Here is a 15,014-nt window from a genome sequence, read left to right as displayed (position 1 = left end):
ATGCTGCGCCGCTCCTCCTCGGTGCAGCCGCCCCAGACGCCGTAGCGCTCGCGGGCGGCCAGCGCGTGCAGCAGGCAGCGCTCGCGGACGGGGCAGCGGGCGCAGACGGCCTTGGCGGCGCGGTCGCGGTCCTCGTGGGCCTGGCCGCGTTCCCCGGCGGGGTGGAAGAACAGCTGGGAGTCGGCGGCGCGGCAGGCGCCGTCGAGCTGCCAGTCCCACTCCTCCTCCAGCGCGCCGGGCAGGTGGGAGATCACGGTCATCGGGGTGCTCCTTCCGTCGGACGGTCGGATCAACGGTTTGACGGACGAACGGACGAATGCCCTGTCCGTCTAACCGGGATCCGCCGGGCGAAGCACCCGGGGCCGCACCTGCTTCGAGCACCCCGGCCGCGACTCAGCCGTTGTCGTCCTCCGGCGGCGAGGAGACCGGGACGGCGAACTCGGGGCCGTCCTCGGGGGTCTTCTCGCTCTCGTCCGGCGGCGGCGAGCCCTCCGCGGTCATCCGGGCCTCGGGCGTCTCGGTGGGCGGCCACTCGTCGGCCGGCGCGTCCTGGTGGGTCCCGTGCGTGTGGTGCGACATCGTGCCTCCGCTACTCCGTCTCGGCCCCCTGTCCTCCATCCTGGTCCCCGGGCCGGCCGGCCGCCGCCCGACCGGCACCGCGCGTCGCGCGGCACCCGGGCCCGGGCCGACCGCCGGGTCCGGCTGGCGGGTTCGGCGCGCACGGGGCACCGTGGACGGGGGGCCGTTGTGCACCGCCGTGAGAGGAGAGGCCATGTCGTCGAAGCGCCGCCGCAAGAAGAAGGCCCGCGCGAGGCGCGGAGCGAACCACGGCCGCCGGCCCCAGTGCTGACGTCCGGGCGCCCCGCACCCACCGCTGACCACTGACGACGCCGGAGCGGCCGTCGTACCGGAAACCCAGCCCCGGTACGGCGGTCGCTCCCCCGCGTTCCCCGCTTCCGTCCCCTTCCCGGCCGCCTTCCCGCGCCCCGGCCCCTTCCCGGCCGCCTTCCGCCGTCCCGCCCCCGCGCCCCTCGCCGCCGTGGCCCGCGCGGGAGTCCGCGGAGGGACCGTCAGTGCGCCCCGCCGCCCGCCGGTACGGACGCCCGGGCCCGGGCCCGGGCGGTCGCGGCGGCGCGGATCGGGGACAGGCCGCACGCCCAGACCATGACGGCGCCGAGCAGCCGGGCCAGCGGGCGGTCCCAGAGGCGGCGCACCGCCCAGGGGCGGCGGATGCCGAGCGCGCGGCGGGCCCAGCCGGGCAGCAGGCCGGTCGCCGCGTTGGTGAGGATCCGGACGGCGAGGCGCTCGCGCCGGGTGCGGCCGAAGTCGCGCAGCAGGGCGACGGCCTCCAGCGCCTCGGGGGTGGCCCGCAGGGCGCCGCGCGCCCCGGCCAGGTAGCGGGCGAGCCCGGCCCGGCTGAGCGGCACGCCGTCCGCACCCAGGAGTTGGCCGGTCTGTGCGGCCTCGGCGAAGTAGTCGTCGCACTGCCGGGCGGTCAACCTCCCCTGCCCCGCGAAGACTTGGTACCCGGCCAGGAAGCAGGCCACCTCGGCGGTGTGCACCCAGCAGAGCAGGTCGGGATCGTCGGCCCGGTACGGGCGGCCCTCGGCGTCGCGGCCGCGGACGTAGCCGTGGACCCGGCGGACGGCGGAGATCGCGGCCTCGGCCGCGGCGGAGGAGCCGAGCGTGGTGGTGGAGACGAAGCGGGCGGTGCGGTGCAACCGGCCGACCGGGTCGGTGCGGTAGTCGGAGTGCTCGGCGACGGCGCGCATCGCCACCGGGTGCAGGGACTGGAGCATCAGCGCGGCGAACCCGCCGACCAGCATCCCGGCGGGGTGCCCGTGCACCCGCCACACCACGCTGTCCGGCCCGAACAGCCCGGGGTCGCCGAGCGGGCGGTCGTAGCGCTCCAGGTGCAGATCGGCGCCGTGCACCGTGGAGTTGATCTCCCGCAGCAGGCGCAGCCGCAGCAGTTCCGCGGGCCGCCGCCACCCGGCACCACCGACCGCGCCGACGCCGTCCGCCGCCGGACCGTCCGCGATCCGTCCGTCCGACATCTCCCACCGCCGTTCCCGGTCCGCCCCGGGCCGCCCCGGCCCCTTGCCGCCCCACCCTACGTCGGGACCGCATCCGGGGGACCGAGCGGTGCCGGAGGGCCGGCCGGTGCGGAAAGGGGCTGACAGGTCGGCGATCTGCGGCTACGATCACCGGCGATGACTACTCACGGATTGGAGGTCCCGTCCTTCCGAAGTGCGTGCTGATGGCCGACACTTCCCTCCTGGACGAGGACACCCGTAACAGTTTCTGGTCGCGCGTGCGGCGCTTCGCCGTCCCCCCGACCATGATCGAGACCGCCACCGCCCGCCGTGCGCTGGGCGATTGGGGCGGCGCCTGCGCGGCGGCCGGATGCGATCCGGCGTTCGAGTTGCGTGCCGTCACCCGCGCCCACGGCTCCGAGCTGACCGGGCGGCTCCGGGCCGACCTGCGGCACCTGGCCCCCGACCTGCTGCGCTGGCACCTGCCGCGGATCGCCCCGGACGGGGTGCTGCGGCCCGGGCTGACGCTGACCCTGGCGCGTTACCCGCGCGACGGGGGCCGGGCGCCGCTGCACCTGGTGGCCCGCACCGCGCCCGGCCGCGCGGCGGCGGCCCAGCGCGTCACGCTGGCGCTGTGGGACGCCGACGACCGCCCGGCCACCGGGCGGCCCCGGCCGCGCCCCGACCCGCGCTTCCGCCTCGACCTGCACCGGCACCTCTGGGACGCCCGACGCGCACCCGAACTCGCGGACCGGACAGCGAACTTGACGGGCAGTCAGTTCGCCGAGGCGGCCTGGGAGGTCGAGGCCGACCTGGTGCGGGCGGCGGACGGCCTGCCCGCGGACGCCCCCGTCGCGGTGCGGCTCGCCCACCGACGGCACCTGCTGCTCGGCGGCCGGGCGGCCGCCCCGCCGCGGGCCCGGCACCGGACGCCCGGCCTCGCCGTGCTGCCGGACGCAGCGACCTGGACGCCGCCCGACCTGCTGCTACTGCGCGCGGGGCTGATCGGACCGGACGGACTGCACCCGCTGGTGGCAGCCGCGCTCGCCCCCGACCACCGCCGCGCCGTTCCCGAACCGGCCGGTGCGGACGGGCCGTTGACGGTGCGGTGCCGTGGTGCGGCGCACCGGATCGCCGTGGTCGACGGGGTGCTCGTCCCGCTCGACCACGACCCGGAGCAGCTGCGGCGCGAGGAGCTGCTGGCCGGCTTCGGCGGGCCGCCACTGCCCTGCCTGCGGGCGATCGACCGCGCGCACCGGCAGCCGGAGGACCTGGACGCCGTCCGGCAGCGGCTGCTGCACGGCGACCGCGCCGGGGCGCTGGCCGCCGTGCACCGGTTGCTCGGCGCGCAGGCCGTCCTGCCCGCCGGGCCGCTGGCCGAGGCCCTGGAGGCCGACGCCCGGCAGCGCCTGGTGCACGGCCTGCACACGGCCGGTCTCGAACCCGAACGCAGCCGCTACGACACCGCTCCCGCCTACCCGCCGGGCGATCCGCGCCCGCACGGGCGGCCGCACCGCACCTCCTCCCGCTCCCCCCGGCACCGGCGCGGCTGGCAGGGCTGACCCCGCCCCGCCGTGCCCTGCCCTACCTCTGCCATGCCGCCTGCCGCCTGCCGCCTGCCGCCTGCCGCCTGCCGCCTGCCGCCTGCCGCCTGCCGCAGGACGTCCCGCCGTACCGCGCCGTCACCCGTACCCCTTCTCCCGACTCCAGGTGGATCACCCTTGCCTTCTTCCGTCCCGCCCCAGCCCGCTTCCCCCCTCTCCCTCTCCTCCCGACTCGCCGTCGCGGAACGGCTGTTGGACCTCCTGAAGGAGTCCGGCACCGAGCCCCGACAGGACCTCCAGACCGAGGCGCTGACCCTCGCCGTCGCCGCCGACCTGCCCGTGCTGCTGTGGGGGGAGCCGGGCATCGGGAAGACCGCCGCGCTGACCCAGCTCGCCACCGAACTCGACCTGCCGCTCACCACGGTGATCGCCAGCGTCCACGAGCCGTCCGACTTCTCCGGCCTGCCGGTGATCGGCGACGACCCGGCCGCGCAGGGCGTGCCGCTGGCGCCGCCGGACTGGGCGGTGCGGCTGGTCCGGCAGGGTCGCGGGCTGCTGTTCCTCGACGAACTGTCCACCGCCCCGCCCGCGGTGCAGGCCGCACTGCTCCGGCTGGTGCTGGAGCGGCGGATCGGCTCGCTCCAACTCCCGCCGGGGGTAAGGATCGTGGCCGCGGCAAACCCGCGCGCCTCGGCCGCCGACGGCTGGGAGCTGAGCCCGCCACTGGCCAACCGCTTCGTCCACCTGGACTGGGTGCACGACGCCGAGGTGGTGGTGCGCGGCCTCGGCGGGGTGTGGCCGCGCGCCGAACTGCCCCGGCTGGATCCCGAACTGCTGCCCGCCGCCGTCGAGTTCGCCCGTCGCGCGGTGTGCGGGCTGCTCACCGTCCGGCCCGAGCTGACCCACCGGCTGCCGTCCGCCGAGACCCGGCGCGGCAAGGCGTGGCCGTCGCCGCGCAGTTGGGAGATGACCGTGCGGCTGCTGGCCTTCGGCTCGGCGGCCGGGTCCTCCCGGGAGGTGCTGTCGCTGCTGGTGCGCGGCAGTGTCGGCGACGGCCCGGGGCTCGAACTGCTGGCCGCCGTCGACCGGATGGACCTGCCCGCGCCCGAGGACCTGCTCGCCGACCCGTCCGCCGCCGTGCTGCCCGAGCGCGGCGACCTGCGGCAGGCCGTGCTGGACGGGGTGGTGGCCGCCGTCCGCTCCCGGCCGACCCGCGAACGGTGGGACTCCGCCTGGGCGTTGATGGCCCGGGCACTGGAGAGCTGCCCGCCGGACGTACTGGTGGTGCCGGTGACCACGCTCGCTTCGCTGCGCCAGGACGCCTGGGAGGTACCGGAGTTGATCCACCGCTTCGCGGGTGCGCTGCAGGTCGTCCGGCGGGCCGAGCGGGCGGCGGCCCGCGTCCCGGCCGGGGCGGGTGGCCGATGAGCGCGCGGACCACCGGCCCCGCCACCGAGCGGACGCACCTGCGGCTGGACACCGAGAAGCTGTTCGCGGCCCGGCTGCAGGCGGTGCGGGCCCGCCCGTACCTGGCGACCGCGCTGTTCGCGATGCACGTGGTGGAGTCCCGGCGGGTGCCGACCATGGCGGTGGACCGGCACTGGCGGTGCTACGTCTCGCCCGGCTTCGTCGACCGCACCCCGGAGGAGGAGCTGGCCTCGGTCTGGGTGCACGAGGTCTCGCACCTGCTGCGCGACCACGCCCGGCGCGGCGACCTGGCGATGCGCGCGCTGGAGCTGGACGGGCCCGCCGACCGGCTGCGGGTCAACCTGGCGGCGGACTGCGAGATCAACGACGACGCGTTCGGCGACGGCCTGGTCCGGCCCGCCGACGCCGTCTACCCGAGCACCCTGGGCCTGGCCGAGGACGGGCTGATGGAGGACTACCTGCGGCAGTTCACCATCGGCACCGAGTACCTGCGCCTGGTGTGGCTGGAGTGCGGCAGCGGCGCGGACGGCCTGGAGCGGGAGTGGGAGCTCGGCCCGGACGGCGCGCACGGCCTGGCCGACCACGAACGCGACCTGGTCCGCTTCCGGGTCGCCCGGGGCATCCTGGCCAAGCCCGGCGACACCCCGGCGGGCTGGCGGCGCTGGGCCGAGCAGGCGTTCCACCCGCCGCAGCCCTGGCGGCAGTTGCTCGCCGCGGCGATCCGCTCCACGATCGCCGCGGCGGGCGCCGGGGCGGATTACAGCTACGGCCGCCCGGCCCGCCGTTCGACCAGCCTGCCCCGGGTGGTGCTGCCCTCGCTGCGGCACCGCCCGCCCCGGGTGACGGTGGTCGTCGACACCTCGGGTTCGGTCAGCGACGCCGAGCTGGGCATCGCGCTGCTGGAGACGGCGGCGATCCTGCGCGCGGTGGACGGGCGGCGCGAACTGGTCTCGGTGATCTCCTGCGACGCGGCCGCCCGGACGGTCCGGCAGGCCGCCGACGGGAGCGGGCTGGCGCTGGTCGGCGGTGGCGGCACCGACCTGCGCACCGGTTTCGCCGCCGCCCTGGCCCGGCGCCCCGCCCCGGACGTGCTGGTGGTCCTGACCGACGGCCAGACCCCGTGGCCGAGCGCCGCTCCCCCGTGCCGCACCGTCGTCGGCCTGTTCCCGCGCCACCGCCGGGTGAACGAGGACGAGCCCGACTACGTCCCCGACGACCCGCCGTCCTGGGCGAAGACCGTCACCCTCGGCTGAGCCGGTCCGCCCAATGTCCTTCCCTGGTGAGGAACTTCAGCACGTCGACCTCGCAGCCCGGGGCGAAGGGGTCGAAGCCGTTCTCGGCCAGCCAGCGGACGGCCAGCAGGCTGCGCAGCGCCCACCAGGCGCGGACCACGTCGAGGTCGACGCCGGTGCCGTAGCCGGCGAGGACGTCGTCGAGGTGCTCCTCGTGCCCGAGCGTGAAGGTCGCCAGGTCGTACAGGGCGTCGCCCCGGCCGGCCTCGGACCAGTCGATGACGCCGGTGACCCGGTCGCCGTCGACGAAGACGTGCGCGATCTGCAGATCCCCGTGGGTGAACGCCTCGGGCCACGGCCGGAACGCGCCCTCGGCGACCCGGCGGGCGCGGGCGACCAGCGCGGCGGGCAGGAGGCCGTCCGCCACCAACCGCCCGCCCTCCGAGTCGAGTTCCTCGGCCAGCCGCTCGATGCTCCGCCCGGCCCGGCCGACCCGGGGCGGCGGCGGGGCGTCGTGCAGCGCCCGGATCGCGGCGCCCGCCGCGGCCCACCCCGCCGGGGAGCCGGTGACCGGCCCGCCCAGGCGTCCGAGCGGCGCCCCGGGGAGAGCGGCCAGCGCGAGCACCGGCGGCCGGTACCAGAGGACCTCCGGGGTCGGCACTGGCACCAGGGACATCAGCTCGACCTCGGCGTCCAGCCGCACCCGGTCGGCGTCCACCTTCAGGAACACGCCGCCGACGCGCAGGGTCGCGCGTTCGGAGTGGGCGACGACGACTTCGACCTCATCCATGGGCTCTCCCGTACCCCGGACGGGACCCGTCACACGGGCCCGCCACACGGGCTCAGCGCCCGGGCCCAGCACACGGGCTCAGCGCCCGTCGGCGACCCGGAAGCGCAGCGTGTCGCCGGGGCGGGCCTGCGCGGCGGCGCCCAGGTCGTCCCGGTGGACCACCGCGATCACCGGGTAGCCGCCGGTGACGGGGTGGTCGGCGAGGAACAGGATCGGCCGCCCGGACGGCGGCACCTGGAGCGCGCCGGGCACCATGCCCTCGGAGGGCAGTTCGCCGCCCCGGGACCGCTCCAGGCCGGGGCCCGCCAGCCGCATGCCGACCCGGTCGCTCTCGGCGGTCACCGTGTACGGCTCGCCGCACAGGGTGCGCAGCGTGGCGGCGGTGAACCAGTCCTCGCGGGGGCCCGGGACCACCCGCAGCACGGTGGGGCCGGGCCGTTCCCGGCGCGGGGCGTGGTCAGCGGCGGGCCAGCCGGTGGCGGCGGTGCCGACGGGCAGCCGTCGGCCGGGGGCGAGCCGTCCGGGTCCGAGGCCGGCGAGGGTGTCGGTGGCGCGCGAGCCCAGCACGGCGGGGACGTCCAGGCCGCCGCGGACGGCGAGGTAGCCGCGCAGGCCGTGCTCGGGGGTGCCGATCCGCAGCCGGGCTCCGGCGGGCACCGCCAGCGGGGTGCGGGCGGCGACCGGACGGCCGTTCAGCCAGGCCGGGCAGTCGGCTCCGGCGAGCGCGCAGGTGGCGGCCCGGTCGAACTCCAACTCGACTCCGCCGAGCGGCATTTCGATCCCGGCGGCGTCCTCCGGATTGCCCACCAGCCGGTTGGCGAGCCGCAGCGCGCCCCGGTCGGCGGCCCCGGAACGCCCGACCCCGAGCGCGGCCAGCCCGGGGCGGCCCAGGTCTTGAACGGTGGCCCCGTACCCGGCCCGGACCACCAGCAGCCCACCCCGCGCCTCCGCGGCCCGTCCGGCCCCTCCGGCCGCCGGGGCGCCTCCGGCCGCCGGGGCTCCCCCGGCCGCTCCGGGCCCCTCGGCCGCTCCGGCCCCCCGGCTCCCCTCCGCGCCGACCGCGACGAAGCGCACGGCGGTGCCGGGGCGCAGCCGGGTGGGCGGGTCGGCGGCGGGGTCCCACAGCGGGAGGTCGGTGGTGCCGAGCAGTTGCCAGCCGCCGGGCGAGGTGCGGGGGTAGACGCCGGTGTACTCGTCGGCGACCGCGACCGCCCCGGCCGGGACGCGGGTGCGGGGTTCGGCCCGGCGGGGCACCCGGAGGCGCGGGTCGAGGCCGGTGAGGTAGGCGAAGCCGGGGGCGAAGCCGCAGAACGCGACGCGGTAGCGGGCGGCGGTGTGGCGTTCGACGACCTGTTGCGGCGTCAGTCCGGCCAGCCGGGCGACCTCGGCGAGGTCGGGGCCGTCGTAGCGGACGGGGATGCGTACGGTTTCGGCGGCCGCGGCGGGTGCTGCCGCCTGCGGCGGCAGTGCGCCGACGGCGGCGCGCAGGCGCCGCAGGTCGGTGACGGCGGGGTCATAGCGGAGCAGGACGGTGCGGGCGGCGGGGACGAGTTCGCCGGTGCCGGGGGGCGGGGTGTCGCGCAGGGCGGCGTGCAGCCGTTGGGCCTGTTCGGCGTCGTCGGCCTCGATCAGGACGGCGTCGCTGCCGCACCGCAGTACCCGCACTGCTTGTCCCCTGTCGCGTCCGCGGCCGCTCCCGGCCCGCCGTCGTGCCCGGTCACGGGCCGTCAGCCGCCCAAGGTACCAAGTGCGGGGGCCCGGCCGCGGTCCCCGCCCGCTCGGTGTGCGGGGACCGCGGCCGGCGCGTCCGGCGGTGGCCACGCTCCTCCGCCGGACGCCGCCCCGGCCTCAGGCCGGGGTGGCTCGGTGTTCCGGCCCGTAGTCCGGTGCGCGCCCCGGTTCGCGGTCCGGTGCGGGCTGCGAGGCGGGCCGCGGTGCGGGTTTCGGCGTGCGGCGCAGCAGTCGGCGGCGGCGGGGCTGGTCGGGGAGCCAGCCGAAGGCGAGGCTGCTGCCGGTCAGGCCGAGCAGCAGGCCGATGAAGAAGCCGCCGAGGTTGGAGGTGACCCAGGTGCCGAGGGTGGCGAGGACGGCGAGCACGGAGTAGAAGACCCGCTGGACGGGGTGGAAGATCAGCAGGAGCCCGCAGAGCACCATCAGGGCGGGGACGACGTACCCGGCCAGGCCGAGCATGCCGATGCGGATGACCATGCGCATCGGGGCCTTCTCGGTGAACAGGATCTCGGCGCCGGCCAGCACGACCAGCAGGCCGCCCCAGAACGGTCGGCGTCCGCGCCAGCCGGCGAAGCCCCGCGGGGCGGGCGGGGCGGGCGGCCCCGGGGTGGCCGCGGCGGTCCCCCCGCCGTCCGGCGCACCACCGTCTCCGCCGCTGCTGTCGGCGGGCCGGGCGGCCGTGGTGTCGGCCGCCCGGTCCGGTGCCGGTCCGGGTTCAGCAGCCATTGCTGCTGAAGCTGAGGTGCATGTTGGGCAGCCGGAAGGTCCCGGCGGTGGTGGCGTAGTTCTGCTGCCGGAAGTGGTCGACGGCCACGGTGTCGCCCTGCTGGCCGAACATGCCGGGCGGGCCGGCCACACCGCCCTTGTCGAAGGTGCTGGCGTCGCGGCCGACTTCGAGGTTCTTGAACTCGGCGTCGCCGCTCATCAGGTCGGAGTCGGTGGTGAGGTTCTCGGCGGTGACGGGGGTGCCCTTGTCGCCGGCGGTGATCAGCAGGTTGATGCCGCCCAGGTTGACGCTCTGGCAGAGCTTGGTGAGCGAGGCGTTCTTGACCACGGTCTGGATCAGGAACAGCTGGCCGCCGGTGTCCCCGGCGTTGGGGCTGTTCTCGATCATGTTGTCGAGGGTGCCGAACTGCTCGAACCCGGTGCCGTCGAGCTTGTCGGCGGTGACCTCGAAGGCCATGCCGGAGATGGCGAACTGGGTGGCGAGGACGTTCTGCGCGGTCAGGGTCACCAGGACGCCCGCGGTGACGCAGGCCGGTATCGCCATCAGTGCGGCGCGGCGCAGCCGTACCCGGCCGCGCCCGGTCGGGGTGGCGGCGGGTTGTTCTGCGGAGGGTGCCATGGACAGCTCCAGAGGGTCGGGTGGGGGATCCGCGGCTCACCGGGGGCGGGTGGGTCTGGCGTGGGCCCGGAACGCCAACTGTGGTGCACGGCAGTGCAGTTGACGATCTTTCTCACAACCGGCGGCTGACTGGAAGTTACCCCGGGGTACATGGCGGGTCAATACTTCGCGCACCGTCCGTGAATTACTGAACAGCAGTCAATTCCTGTTACTGGTGGGGCATTTGGATTCCCGTGCCGCCCGAACTCCGCTCACCTTCCTTCCAACTTCCGCCCTCCTCCTTGACGTTGAGTCGGAAAGCCGCCTAGAACTTGGCAGGTACCCGGCGGTAACCACGGCGTCACGTCCGTACCCCCGGGTCGTTCTCGCTCCGGCCCGGCGCTTTTCCCCGTACGGGGGCGCCGCGTTCCCGGCACGGCGGGCCGCTCCGGCGCGACGGTGGCAGTCGCGCGCCCCCGGCCCGGTCGCTCGTGGCGTCGAGCGCCCCGATCCCCCGGTTCCACCGCCCCGCCCCCACCCCCTGCCGTCAGGAGTGCCCCGCCATGCGCTTCCCTCCCACCGCCCCCGAGCGCCGCCGGCTGCTGCCGGCCGCCGCCGCCCTCGCCTCGGCCGCCCTGCTGGCGGGCGTCGCCCCGGCCTCCGCCGCCACCGGCACCGCGGCACCCGGTGCCCCGTACACCGGCATGGGGAACTGTCCGCTCTCCGCGCCCGCCATGCACGATCCGGCCAACCTCCAGGTCGGCTGCCTGGTGTCGGTGACCAACGCCGGGAAGTTCACCCTCGGCAGCACCGTGGTGCCGTTCAACTCGCCGATCACGCTGCAGTTCGGCTTCTACTGGGACAAGTCCGCGCCCGAGGTGGCGTTCCCGGACGGCAGCACCGCCAACCAGTACACCGTGGTGCCGCCCACCAGCGCCCCGCTGCTCAGCGCGCCGATGGTGCAGATCAACATCCCGGGCATCCAGAACTTCCTGCCCGGCATCACCAGCGTCTTCGCGCAGGTCGAACTCGCGGGACCGGTCACCAAGTTCACCCCGCTGGCGACCGGCGAGCCGTACCCGGTGTTCCAGCTGCCGATCAAACTGCACCTGTACAACGCGCTGTTCGGCGCGCACTGCTACGTCGGCTCGGACTCCGCGCCGCTGCTGCTCAAGCCCACCACGGGAGCCACCGGCGCCACCCCGCCGATGACCGGCGACCCGGGCACCCTGGACTACGCCCCGGACCCGAACGGGCACGGCGCGCTGGCCATTTCGGAGACCGGCGCCTCCCTGGTCGACAACACCTTCGCGGTGCCCGGGGCCAGCGGGTGCGGCCTGCTCGGCTCGCTGAACCAGATCATCGACTGGACGATGGGGCTGCCCGCCGCCGCGGGCAAGGACTCGGTGAGCTTCCAGCAGACGAACGCCACCTTCGTGCTGGACACCGACATCGCCGACCTCACCGCCGCGCTGAGCGACAGCGCCGCGCACTGACCCGGCTCCCGCTCCGCCGTCCCCCCGCCCCACCGGGGCCGCTCCCCCACCGACCCGTGCCGCCACCCCGTCCCCAGCGCGGGGCCGGCACGCGCTCCGACGACCTCGCCGGAGCAGCTCCGTCCGCCCCACCCACCGGAAGGAACAACCCTCATGCGCAACCGCACCTTCGCGGGCATCGCCGCCCTCGCCGCCGCCGGAACCCTGCTCGCCCTGCCCGCCGTCCCGGCCAGTGCGGCCGGCACCACCCCGGTGCTGACCATCGCCGGCAGCGGCGCCGCCGTCGGGGTCGGCGACAGCCTGTCGGCGAACCTGGTGAGCGGCACCCTGGCCACCATGTACAACCCGGGCACCACCACCGGCGTCAAGTGCACCGCCTCCACCATCGGCGGCAGCGTGAGCAGCAACCCGCTCGCCACCGGCTCCGCCACCGCGTCCGGCCCGGTCGGCACCCTGACCTTCTCCGGCTGCACCTCCAACGTGGTCGGCGTCAGCGGCGTGAACAGCCTGACCATGAGCAACCTGCCCTACACCCTGAGCATCTCCGACGCCGCCGGGTTCCCGGTCGCCCTGAGCGGCTCCATCCAGGCGGTCGTCAACCTCAAGACCCTGGCCGGCAACGCCCTGTGCACCTACTCCTCCACCGGCGGCGCCCTGAACGGCAACGCCACCAACTCCCCGGCGCAGATCACCATGACCAACCAGGGCTTCACCAAGCTGACCGGTCCGAGCATCTGCTTCGCCGCGATCAACTTCTCGGCCACCTACGGCCCGGTCACCAACACCACCCTCGGCGGCACGGTCTTCGTCAACTGACCTACCACCAGCGCTCGTTCGGGCGCCGCGCTCACCCCCACGGGCGCGGCGCCCATATCTGACGCATCGTCAATCACTTTGCTCACCAATCCGGTTGGCGGTGCGGGCCCGTACGTGCACCCGCTCCCCCTGCGGGCCGAACAGGCTCAGGAACTCCACCGGTGTCCGCCCCGCGTTGGTGAACAGGTGCGGCGTGCGGGTGTCGAACTCGGCCGCCTCGCCCGCCTTCAGCACCACCTCGTGCTCGCCCAGCTTCAGCAGCAGCTCCCCGGAGAGCACGTACAGCCACTCGTGGCCCTCGTGCGTGCGCTGCTCGCAGTTCTCCCGGCTGCCGCCCGCCGGGACGACGATCTTGTACGCCTGCATGCCGCCGAGGCTGCGGGCCAGCGGCAGGTACGTCCAGCCGTGCCGGACGAACGAACGCAGCCGCACCCGGGGGTCGCCGGTGGGCGGGGCGTCGACCAGTTCGTCCAGGGCCACGCCGTGCGCGCGGGCCAGCGGCAGCAGCAGCTCCAGGGTCGGGCGCCGCCCGCCGGACTCCAGCCGGGACAGCGTGCTGACCGAGATGCCGGTCTGCTCGCTGAGCTGCGCCAGCGTGGTGCCGTGCTGCTGCCGGATCGCCCGCAGCCGGGGGCCGACGCCGGTCAGCACCGCCTCGAAGTCCTCGCCCATCGCCCTGCTCCTCTGCCTCGTCCCGTCCACCCCTCCATTTGCCACCTCAGCAACATTGTTTGTCAATCCGGCGAACGCGGCGCACCATCGAGCCATGACCACGACGCACCAGCACCCGCACGAGCACGAGCACCCGCACGAGCACGCCGACCGGCGCCCGCACCCGGTCCGCCACCACGACGTCCTGATCGTCGGCGGCGGCGCCGCCGGGCTCAGCGGCGCCCTGACCCTGGCCCGGGCCCGCCGCTCGGTGCTGGTCGTCGACTCCGGCCGGCCGCGCAACGCGCCCGCCGACGGCATCCACGGCCTGCTCGGCCGCGAGGGCCTGCCGCCCGCCGAACTGGTCGCCACCGGCCGGGCCGAGGTCGCCTCCTACGGCGGCGAGTTCCACGACGCCGAGGTGCTGACCGTCAGCCGGGAGGCGGACGGCGGCTTCCGCGCCGGGCTGTCGGACGGCAGCGCGGTGCACGCCCGCCGCCTGCTGCTGACCACCGGCACCACCGACCTGCTGCCCGAGGTGCCCGGCCTGGTCGGGCGCTGGGGGCGCCAGGTGGTGCACTGCCCGTACTGCCACGGCTGGGAGGTCCGCGACCGGAAGATCGCCGTGCTGGCCACCAACCCGGTGGTCGCCGTCCACCAGGCGCTGCTGTGGCGGCAGTGGAGCGCGGACGTCACCCTGCTCGCGCACACCAGCGCGCCCTTCGACGAGCAGCAGCGGCGCGAACTGGCCGCCCGCAGCGTGACCGTGCTGGCGGGCGAGGTCGTCGCACTGCTGCCGGAGGGCACGGACGCCGAGCTGACCGGCGTGCGGCTGGCCGACGGCACCGAGGCGGCGTGCGAGGCGCTGGCCGTCGGCACCGAGATGGCGGTGACCGCGCCGTTCCTGGCCGAGCTCGGCCTGGCGGCCACCGACCTGGTCCGCGAGGGCGTCCGCTTCGCCACCCGGCTGGCCACCACCGACCCGACGGGCGCCACCGGCGTCCCCGGCGTCTGGGCGGCGGGCAACCTGACCGACCCGGCCGCGCAGGTCGCGATCGCCGCCGCCGACGGACTGCGCGCCGCCGCCGCGATCAACGCCGACCTGGTCGCCGAGGAGACCCGGCTCGCCGTCGACGCGGTCGAGTTCTGGGAGAAGCGCTACGGCGAGAGCGAGCAGATCTGGAGCGGCCGCCCGAACGCCTCGCTGACCGTGCAGGCCGCCGACCTGAAGCCCGGCCGCGCCCTGGACCTGGGCTGCGGCGAGGGCGGGGACGCGATCTGGCTGGCCAAGCAGGGCTGGCAGGTCACCGCCGCGGACATCTCGCAGGTCGCCCTGGAGCGGGCCGCCGCCCGGGCCGCCGTGGAGAACGTCGCCGACCGGGTCGAGTGGCAGCGCGTCGACCTGGCGCACGCCTTCCCGTCCGGCGCGTACGACCTGGTCTCGGCGCAGTTCCTGCACTCCCCCGCCGAGTTCCCGCGCGAGCGGGTGCTGCGCCGGGCCGCCGCGGCCGTCGCCCCCGGCGGCACGCTGCTGGTCACCAGCCACGCCGCGTCCCCCGTCAAGCACGACCACCCGCACCCCGAGATGCACTTCCCCACCCCGGAGGAGATGCTCGCCTCGCTGCGGCTGGACCCGTCCGAGTGGACCGTCGAGCTCGCCGAGGAGCACGCCCGGCACGACCACCCCGGGCACCCCGTCACCGACCCGGACGCCCGCCCGCACCGCGACTCCACCTTGCGCCTGCGCCGCGCCGCCTGACCGCCGGGCCTGGGAACTGAGTCCCCCCTCACACCACCGGGAGAGTGGATCTGTGGCACGGAGTGTGGTCTAGTTGGGGTACTCAGTTCCCTCCCGTAGGAAAGGACAAGGCGGCCGTGAGCTTGAGGATCGTTGTCTGTGTGAAGTACGTGCCCGACGCGACCGGTGACCGTCGCTTCGCGGACGATGCCACCACCGACCGGGAGG

Annotated in this window: 14 protein-coding genes and 2 pseudogenes; 7 read left to right on the top strand and 9 right to left on the bottom strand. The window is 75.9% G+C overall.

Annotated elements, in window-relative coordinates; translation table 11 throughout:
• The 3 genes from ACWEO5_RS34775 to ACWEO5_RS34765 all read right to left on the bottom strand — a co-directional run.
• A partial coding sequence (locus ACWEO5_RS34775; protein WP_452166107.1) for a WhiB family transcriptional regulator occupies positions 1–260 on the bottom strand: 260 nt, incomplete at its 3' end.
• 133 nt (positions 261–393) lie between these two features.
• Positions 394–579: a hypothetical protein gene (locus ACWEO5_RS34770; protein ID WP_452166106.1), complete on the bottom strand. Its 186-nt coding sequence runs from the start codon at positions 577–579 to the stop codon at positions 394–396.
• A gap of 491 nt (positions 580–1,070) precedes the next feature.
• Positions 1,071–2,057: an oxygenase MpaB family protein gene (locus ACWEO5_RS34765; protein ID WP_452166105.1), complete on the bottom strand. Its 987-nt coding sequence runs from the start codon at positions 2,055–2,057 to the stop codon at positions 1,071–1,073.
• Between the two features lie 203 nt (positions 2,058–2,260).
• On the opposite strand from ACWEO5_RS34765, the gene ACWEO5_RS34760 reads away from it, so the two are divergent.
• The 3 genes from ACWEO5_RS34760 to ACWEO5_RS34750 all read left to right on the top strand — a co-directional run bounded on the left by ACWEO5_RS34760 (position 2,261) and on the right by ACWEO5_RS34750 (position 6,261).
• A complete protein-coding gene (locus tag ACWEO5_RS34760; protein WP_452166104.1) occupies positions 2,261–3,598 on the top strand; it encodes a hypothetical protein in 1,338 nt (445 codons plus the stop codon).
• A 159-nt stretch (positions 3,599–3,757) separates the two neighbouring features.
• Positions 3,758–5,008 carry an AAA family ATPase gene (locus ACWEO5_RS34755; protein ID WP_452166103.1) on the top strand — a complete coding sequence of 417 codons (1,251 nt, stop codon included), beginning with the start codon at positions 3,758–3,760 and terminating at the stop codon, positions 5,006–5,008.
• Positions 5,005–6,261 carry a vWA domain-containing protein gene (locus ACWEO5_RS34750; protein ID WP_452166102.1) on the top strand — a complete coding sequence of 419 codons (1,257 nt, stop codon included), beginning with the start codon at positions 5,005–5,007 and terminating at the stop codon, positions 6,259–6,261. Before ACWEO5_RS34755 ends, ACWEO5_RS34750 begins: the two co-directional genes overlap by 4 nt.
• Here ACWEO5_RS34750 and ACWEO5_RS34745 read toward each other — a convergent pair.
• The 5 genes and pseudogenes from ACWEO5_RS34745 to ACWEO5_RS34725 all read right to left on the bottom strand — a co-directional run bounded on the left by ACWEO5_RS34745 (position 6,248) and on the right by ACWEO5_RS34725 (position 10,106).
• Positions 6,248–7,030: a phosphotransferase gene (locus tag ACWEO5_RS34745; RefSeq protein WP_452166101.1), complete on the bottom strand. Its 783-nt coding sequence runs from the start codon at positions 7,028–7,030 to the stop codon at positions 6,248–6,250. The two genes, ACWEO5_RS34750 and ACWEO5_RS34745, sit on opposite strands and share 14 nt — an antisense overlap.
• Before the next feature lie 78 nt (positions 7,031–7,108).
• Positions 7,109–7,957 carry a 5-oxoprolinase subunit C family protein gene (locus tag ACWEO5_RS34740; protein WP_452166108.1) on the bottom strand — a complete coding sequence of 283 codons (849 nt, stop codon included), beginning with the start codon at positions 7,955–7,957 and terminating at the stop codon, positions 7,109–7,111.
• A 180-nt stretch (positions 7,958–8,137) separates the two neighbouring features.
• Positions 8,138–8,695, bottom strand: a pseudogene (locus tag ACWEO5_RS34735) (5-oxoprolinase subunit B family protein); the annotation flags it as partial.
• 183 nt (positions 8,696–8,878) lie between these two features.
• On the bottom strand, positions 8,879–9,487 hold the full coding sequence (locus ACWEO5_RS34730) for a DUF6114 domain-containing protein (RefSeq protein ID WP_452166100.1): 609 nt from the start codon (positions 9,485–9,487) through the stop codon (positions 8,879–8,881).
• Complete coding sequence (locus ACWEO5_RS34725; RefSeq protein WP_344552184.1) at positions 9,477–10,106, bottom strand: DUF6230 family protein; 630 nt, start codon at positions 10,104–10,106, stop codon at positions 9,477–9,479. The genes ACWEO5_RS34730 and ACWEO5_RS34725 overlap by 11 nt, the downstream gene beginning before the upstream one ends.
• Positions 10,107–10,648: 542 nt before the next feature.
• Between ACWEO5_RS34725 and ACWEO5_RS34720 the strand changes: the two genes are divergently transcribed.
• Both ACWEO5_RS34720 and ACWEO5_RS34715 read left to right on the top strand, forming a co-directional pair.
• Positions 10,649–11,581: a hypothetical protein gene (locus ACWEO5_RS34720; protein WP_452166099.1), complete on the top strand. Its 933-nt coding sequence runs from the start codon at positions 10,649–10,651 to the stop codon at positions 11,579–11,581.
• Between the two features lie 153 nt (positions 11,582–11,734).
• Positions 11,735–12,397: a Tat pathway signal sequence domain protein gene (locus tag ACWEO5_RS34715; protein WP_452166098.1), complete on the top strand. Its 663-nt coding sequence runs from the start codon at positions 11,735–11,737 to the stop codon at positions 12,395–12,397.
• Positions 12,398–12,466: 69 nt separating this feature from the next.
• On the opposite strand, the gene ACWEO5_RS34710 is transcribed toward ACWEO5_RS34715, so the two are convergent.
• The gene (locus ACWEO5_RS34710) at positions 12,467–13,069 is read right to left on the bottom strand and encodes a helix-turn-helix domain-containing protein (RefSeq protein WP_452166097.1); all 603 of its coding nucleotides are present in this window, start codon (positions 13,067–13,069) and stop codon (positions 12,467–12,469) included.
• 94 nt (positions 13,070–13,163) lie between these two features.
• Between ACWEO5_RS34710 and ACWEO5_RS34705 the strand changes: the two genes are divergently transcribed.
• Positions 13,164–14,807 carry a methyltransferase domain-containing protein gene (locus ACWEO5_RS34705; protein ID WP_452166096.1) on the top strand — a complete coding sequence of 548 codons (1,644 nt, stop codon included), beginning with the start codon at positions 13,164–13,166 and terminating at the stop codon, positions 14,805–14,807.
• A gap of 116 nt (positions 14,808–14,923) precedes the next feature.
• Positions 14,924–15,014, top strand: a pseudogene (locus ACWEO5_RS34700) (electron transfer flavoprotein subunit beta); the annotation flags it as partial.

The sequence above is a fragment of the Kitasatospora sp. NPDC004272 genome, assembly GCF_053603035.1.
The sequence above is the reverse complement of the archived record's forward strand: the minus strand, read 5'-3'. Positions and strand labels throughout refer to the sequence as shown.

What these genes read in the sequence shown, in the direction of transcription:
- ACWEO5_RS34705 (WP_452166096.1), top strand. Translation starts at nt 13,164, where the DNA reads ATGACCACGACGCACCAGCACCCGCACGAGCACGAGCACCCGCACGAG.
- ACWEO5_RS34720 (WP_452166099.1), top strand. Translation starts at nt 10,649, where the DNA reads ATGCGCTTCCCTCCCACCGCCCCCGAGCGCCGCCGGCTGCTGCCGGCC.
- ACWEO5_RS34725 (WP_344552184.1), bottom strand. Translation starts at nt 10,106, where the DNA reads ATGGCACCCTCCGCAGAACAACCCGCCGCCACCCCGACCGGGCGCGGC.
- ACWEO5_RS34760 (WP_452166104.1), top strand. Translation starts at nt 2,261, where the DNA reads ATGGCCGACACTTCCCTCCTGGACGAGGACACCCGTAACAGTTTCTGG.
- ACWEO5_RS34730 (WP_452166100.1), bottom strand. Translation starts at nt 9,487, where the DNA reads ATGGCTGCTGAACCCGGACCGGCACCGGACCGGGCGGCCGACACCACG.
- ACWEO5_RS34765 (WP_452166105.1), bottom strand. Translation starts at nt 2,057, where the DNA reads ATGTCGGACGGACGGATCGCGGACGGTCCGGCGGCGGACGGCGTCGGC.
- ACWEO5_RS34750 (WP_452166102.1), top strand. Translation starts at nt 5,005, where the DNA reads ATGAGCGCGCGGACCACCGGCCCCGCCACCGAGCGGACGCACCTGCGG.
- ACWEO5_RS34745 (WP_452166101.1), bottom strand. Translation starts at nt 7,030, where the DNA reads ATGGATGAGGTCGAAGTCGTCGTCGCCCACTCCGAACGCGCGACCCTG.
- ACWEO5_RS34770 (WP_452166106.1), bottom strand. Translation starts at nt 579, where the DNA reads ATGTCGCACCACACGCACGGGACCCACCAGGACGCGCCGGCCGACGAG.
- ACWEO5_RS34715 (WP_452166098.1), top strand. Translation starts at nt 11,735, where the DNA reads ATGCGCAACCGCACCTTCGCGGGCATCGCCGCCCTCGCCGCCGCCGGA.
- ACWEO5_RS34710 (WP_452166097.1), bottom strand. Translation starts at nt 13,069, where the DNA reads ATGGGCGAGGACTTCGAGGCGGTGCTGACCGGCGTCGGCCCCCGGCTG.